The organism is Shewanella hafniensis (genome assembly GCF_019655335.1).
GTDB classification, from domain to species: Bacteria; Pseudomonadota; Gammaproteobacteria; order Enterobacterales; family Shewanellaceae; genus Shewanella; species Shewanella hafniensis.
In genome coordinates, this window is sequence record NZ_BPFD01000139.1 from 1 (window position 1) to 5,243 (window position 5,243).

Annotated in this window: 3 protein-coding genes; all 3 read left to right on the top strand. The window is 48.2% G+C overall.

What is annotated here, in order from left to right; genetic code table 11:
- The first annotated feature begins 290 nt into the window (after nt 1-290).
- Entirely contained in the window at nt 291-2,759 is a 2,469-nt protein-coding gene (thrA, locus tag K5Q99_RS21245) for a bifunctional aspartate kinase/homoserine dehydrogenase I (RefSeq protein WP_220778055.1), read from the top strand.
- Nucleotides 2,756-3,718: a homoserine kinase gene (gene thrB / locus K5Q99_RS21250; protein WP_220778056.1), complete on the top strand. Its 963-nt coding sequence runs from the start codon at nt 2,756-2,758 to the stop codon at nt 3,716-3,718. Before thrA ends, thrB begins: the two co-directional genes overlap by 4 nt.
- A gap of 69 nt (nt 3,719-3,787) precedes the next feature.
- Nucleotides 3,788-5,071: a threonine synthase gene (gene thrC, locus K5Q99_RS21255; RefSeq protein WP_220778057.1), complete on the top strand. Its 1,284-nt coding sequence runs from the start codon at nt 3,788-3,790 to the stop codon at nt 5,069-5,071.
- Nucleotides 5,072-5,243 lie beyond the last annotated feature (172 nt).

Genomic DNA, 5,243 nt, shown 5'->3' on the forward strand with positions numbered 1-5,243 from the left:
GTATTTTATCGAGTGTGAAGATTTGCTGATAAATAATCCATTTTAGGGGTTGACAAGCGCGGGTAAAAAAAGCAATTCTGTTTATCAAGAAATTAACATGGATTAGCCCAAACACATGCATAGCCTAGGTTTCGTAGTAACTACCATTATTACAACCACCACTACAACAACAGTGGGGGCGGGCTGATACACCCTAAAGAATTTTAACAATGAGCCCGCTTCCCACAAAGAAGCGGGCTTTTTTGTTTATAGCTCTTATTTCTAAGTCGGGCGCGGTACAGGAGAACAAGATGAAAGTAATGAAATTTGGTGGTACCTCGCTTGCAAATTGGCAGCGATTCTCGATGGCTGCGGATATCGTTGCCAAGTCATCTAAGCTAGAACCCGTAGCCACAGTGCTATCGGCCCCTGCAACTGTGACGAATGCTTTATTAGAAATGGTCGACGTAGCCGTTAAAGGTGAAGAATATTTACCTGTGCTACAGCACGTTGAGCGGGTATTTACTTCGCTGTACCAAGACGCCGTTAACTCAGTGTTGTCGAGTGAGCAAAGCGAACAGCTTTTTTCTGGACTCAATGCCCAGCTAGTGATCTGGCAGGATAGATTACGTGGTATCGGATTACTGCAAGAGTGTCCCGATGGCATCCGCGCCGAAATCGTGGTCGCAGGTGAGCGTTTATCAGCTGCCTTGATGGAACAAGTGATGATATCTAAGGGGATCACGTCGGCTCAGCTTGACCCACGCGCCTTATTTTTAGGTCGTGGTCGTCCGTTAGAATCTGTCGTTGATATCGCTGTGAGTAAGCCAAGGTTTCGCGCGTTGGCATTAGGTGAAAAACGCGTATGGGTGATGCCGGGATTCACCGCCGCCGATGAGCAGGGCAAAGTGGTGACGTTAGGCCGTAATGGTTCTGACTATTCTGCTGCCGTGCTCGCCGCCTGTTTGGATGCTTCAAGTTGTGAAATCTGGACCGATGTTGACGGTGTCTATAATACGGATCCCCGGGTGGTTGCCGACGCTAAACTCTTGTCTCAGCTCAGCTATCAAGAGGCAATGGAGTTGTCCTATTTTGGTGCTAAGGTATTGCACCCTAAGACGATTGCCCCTATTGCTCAGTTCCATATTCCCTGTTATATCAAAAACAGTTTTAACCCCGATGCGCCCGGCACTCTGGTTTCAAACCAAGCCGATGAAACCGGCTTACAGGTTAAAGCCATCTCCAATTTAGATAACCAGACCATGTTCGATATATCAGGCCCTGGTATGAAAGGCATGGTTGGCATGGCGAGCCGTACTTTAGCGGCGATTTCCCGCAGCGGCGTGTCTGTGTCTTTAATCACCCAAAGTTCTTCTGAATACAGCATTAGTTTCTGTGTGGCCACGTCTGATTCGGCCAAAGTGAAGTGGGCTTTAGAGCAAGAGTTTGAATTAGAAATAAAAAGTGATTTGCTTGAGCCTATCGCTATGCGTCATGAGCTGGCAATTGTTTCATTGATTGGTGATGGCATGCGCACCCATAAAGGGGTGGCGGCGCGTTTCTTCCAAGCGTTAGCGCAGGCAAGCGTGAACATTATCGCCATCGCCCAAGGATCGTCCGAGCGCTCGATTTCGACTGTGATCGAGCAGCGTAAGACTAAGCATGCGGTGGCGGCTTGTCATCAAGGCTTTTTCGATGTGCAGCAATATTTAGATGTGTTTTTAGTCGGATGCGGCAATGTGGGTGCGGGCCTGCTCGAACAGATAAAACAACAGTCTGCCATGCTCAAAGAGCAGCACATCAGTATCCGTGTTTGTGGCATAGTCAATTCGAACAAGATGTTACTCGACAGTGCGGGTATCGATTTAAGCAACTGGTCTAGCTTGCTTGCCGATAGTCAGCAAGCCTGCGATATCCCAGCGTTACTGGCATGGGTGAAAGAGCAACAATTGCTTAATCCAGTGCTGGTGGATTGCACTTCGAGCGAGCAAGTATCGGATCTGTATTTGGATGTGATGAACTCAGGTTTGCATGTGGTCACGCCGAACAAAAAGTCGAACACACGCGATTATGCTTATTACCAAGCACTGCGCCAAACAGCCTTAAAACAGCGCCGCCAATTTTTATACGAAACCACAGTCGGCGCGGGTTTACCTGTGATCGATAACCTGAAAAAACTGTTATTTGCGGGTGATAAACTGCATAAGTTTAACGGTATTTTATCGGGCTCTTTATCCTTTATCTTCGGCATGCTCGATGAAGGTATGACGCTTTCCGAGGCGACCGGTCTTGCGCGGGAAAAATGCTTTACTGAGCCCGATCCCCGTGATGATTTGAGTGGTATGGATGTGGCGCGTAAGGTGCTCATCCTTGCCCGTGAAGTGGGACTAAAGCTAGAACTCAGTGACGTGCAGGTTGAATCTGTATTGCCCGACGAGTTTGATGATTCAGGCGATGTCGAAAGCTTTATGGCGCGTTTGCCGCAGGTTGATGCTGCTATTGCCGCTAAAGTGGCGCAGGCCAAAGACCAAGGTAAAGTGTTGCGTTATGTGGGACAAATTGAAGACGGTGTGTGCCGTGTGCGTATCGCCGAAGTCGATGCACAAGATCCGCTTTATAGTGTTAAAGGCGGCGAAAATGCCTTGGCATTCTACAGCCGTTATTATCAGCCCATTCCCTTTGTGCTGCGCGGTTATGGCGCGGGAACGGAAGTGACTGCCGCTGGCGCTTTTGCCGATGTATTAAGAACCTTGAATTGGACTCGTGAGGTGAGCGTATGAGTTTGACCGTTTATGCTCCAGCCTCTATGGGGAACGTGGGAGTCGGATTTGATTTATTGGGCGCTGCTTTGTCGCCGATAGACGGCAGTTTACTCGGCGATAGAGTGACTATCGCGGCGGCAGAATCGGGTGTGAGCCTGACACAAACTGGCGCTTGGGCCCATAAACTGCCAGATAATCCAAAAGACAATATTGTGTACCAATGTGCTGAGTTCTTCTTAACCGCCCTGAATAAGGAGTATTTAGAAGCACAGGGTAAAGCAGGTGAAGGCGTGGCACTGACACTGGAAAAGAACCTGCCCGTCGGCAGTGGTTTAGGGTCTAGTGCCAGTTCAGTCGTGGCGGCGTTATATGCCTTGAATGAACATTTTAACCAGCCCTATAACGAGCAAGCTTTGTTGGAGTTGATGGGCGAGTTTGAAGGTAAGATCAGCGGCAGTGTGCACTATGACAATGTCGCCCCCTGTTACTTGGGCGGCATGCAATTGATGCTCAATGTGCCGGGGACAGTTTGCGAAGCAATACCGAGTTTTAAAGAATGGTATTGGGTTGTAGCCTATCCAGGGATTTCACTCTCGACGGCGATGATGCGTAAACTCATGCCTGATCAATACGATAAAAGTGTCACTATCGATTTTGGCCGTTATTTAAGTGCCTTTGTTCATGCCTCTTACCAGCAAAATGCCAAGCTTGCGATCAGCGTGTTAAAGGATGTGTTAGCCGAGCCTTACCGCGCCGCCGCGATTCCCGGTTACGACAATGCTAGAGTCGCGTTAGCCGATTTAGGCATGTTGACGACGGGGATTTCGGGCAGTGGCCCAACCTTGTTTTCGATTACCGATGACTTAGCCACGGCAAATGCGGCTAAAACCTGGTTAGAGCAGCATTATCTCACCGAGGCGGGTGGCTTTGCCCATGTATGTCGCCTCGATGAGCAAGGCACGCGCAGGGTCGATTAATCGTTAATTTAGTTAAGACTAAGCACCAGAATTAGCATTTAAGCTTTAGCATCAAAAGGTTGAGTTAGCATGGAACTATATAATTTAAAACACCCTTCGCAGAAAGTGAGCTTTAAAGAAGCGGTACAATTGGGGTTAGGTAAAGACAGAGGTTTATTCTTCCCCACCCAAATACCCGTATTAGACGATATTGAAGGGTTACTGGCGCTGCCATTCGTTGAGCGCAGTAAAAAAGTGCTCGGTGCATGGCTTGCCTCTGAATTAGGCCAAGATGCGGTCGATGAACTGGTTGAGCGTGCCTTTAACTTCGAGTTACCTTTGGTTGCCGTCGATGAGCAGCGCGCTTGCCTCGAACTGTTTCACGGTCCTACTCTGGCATTTAAAGATTTTGGGGCGCGTTTTATGGCGCAATGCGTCAATGCCTTTGTCGGCGATACTCGCTTAACCATTCTGACTGCGACTTCCGGTGACACAGGCGCTGCGGTGGCTGATGCCTTTTATGGGCTTGAGAAAGTCAATGTGGTGGTGCTCTATCCTAAGGGCAAAATTAGCGAATTACAGGAGAAGATGTTCACGACTCTAGGCAAAAATATCCACACAGTCGCTATCGAGTCTGACTTTGATGCCTGCCAAGATCTGGTTAAACGCGCCTTTGATGATCCAGAGGTGCGTGATGGGCTGAGCTTAAACTCGGCAAATTCTATCAACATCAGCCGCTTACTCGCGCAAATTTGCTATTACTTTGAAGCGGTTGCCCAGTCTAAACAACGCCATGAAGCCGATCCAGTTATTTCAGTGCCAAGTGGTAACTTTGGCAACCTCACCGCAGGTTTATTTGCCAAAGCCATGGGATTACCGGTTAAACGCTTTATCGCCGCAACCAATGCGAATGATACTGTGCCGCGTTACTTAGACAATGGTCAATGGCAGCCCAATCCGACTCAAGCGACTATGTCCAATGCGATGGATGTGAGTGAGCCCAGTAACTGGCCGCGGGTGGAAGCGATTTGTGAGAAGTTAGGCTGGCCACTGAGTAACTTAGTGGGGATCCGTTTATCCGAGGAGCAAACCTCACAGGCATTAGCCGAGTTATATGCTCAAGGTTATGTGTCTGAGCCCCATGCGGCGATCGCGGCTAAGGCATTATCTTTAACCTTAGTGCCCGACGAAGTGGGCATATTTCTAGGGACGGCGCATCCCGCTAAGTTTAAGGATGTCGTAGATAGGGAGCTAAAGCTAGACTTACCCTTACCGGCCGAGCTTGAGGCGGTGGCGACTAAGACAATTTTATCTGCAGAGTTACCCGCAGATTTTGCTAGACTGAAAGCGCACTTGTTCAAAATCTTAACCTAAGCTGCTTGTACTTAACGTATCAGCCTATCGGTGAGATAACATAACGTTACAGAAGAGAAGGGAGCTTAGCTCCCTTTTTTATCAGCACAATTTTGATAAATACGTTTTTATAAATACATTGCCAATAAGTACACTTTTTACAAATGCATTTTTTATAAGTGCACTCTTTACA

Excerpts from the sequence above, each read along its gene's own strand:
- thrC (WP_220778057.1), top strand. The coding sequence starts at position 3,788 with ATGGAACTATATAATTTAAAACACCCTTCGCAGAAAGTGAGCTTTAAA.
- thrB (WP_220778056.1), top strand. The coding sequence starts at position 2,756 with ATGAGTTTGACCGTTTATGCTCCAGCCTCTATGGGGAACGTGGGAGTC.
- thrA (WP_220778055.1), top strand. The coding sequence starts at position 291 with ATGAAAGTAATGAAATTTGGTGGTACCTCGCTTGCAAATTGGCAGCGA.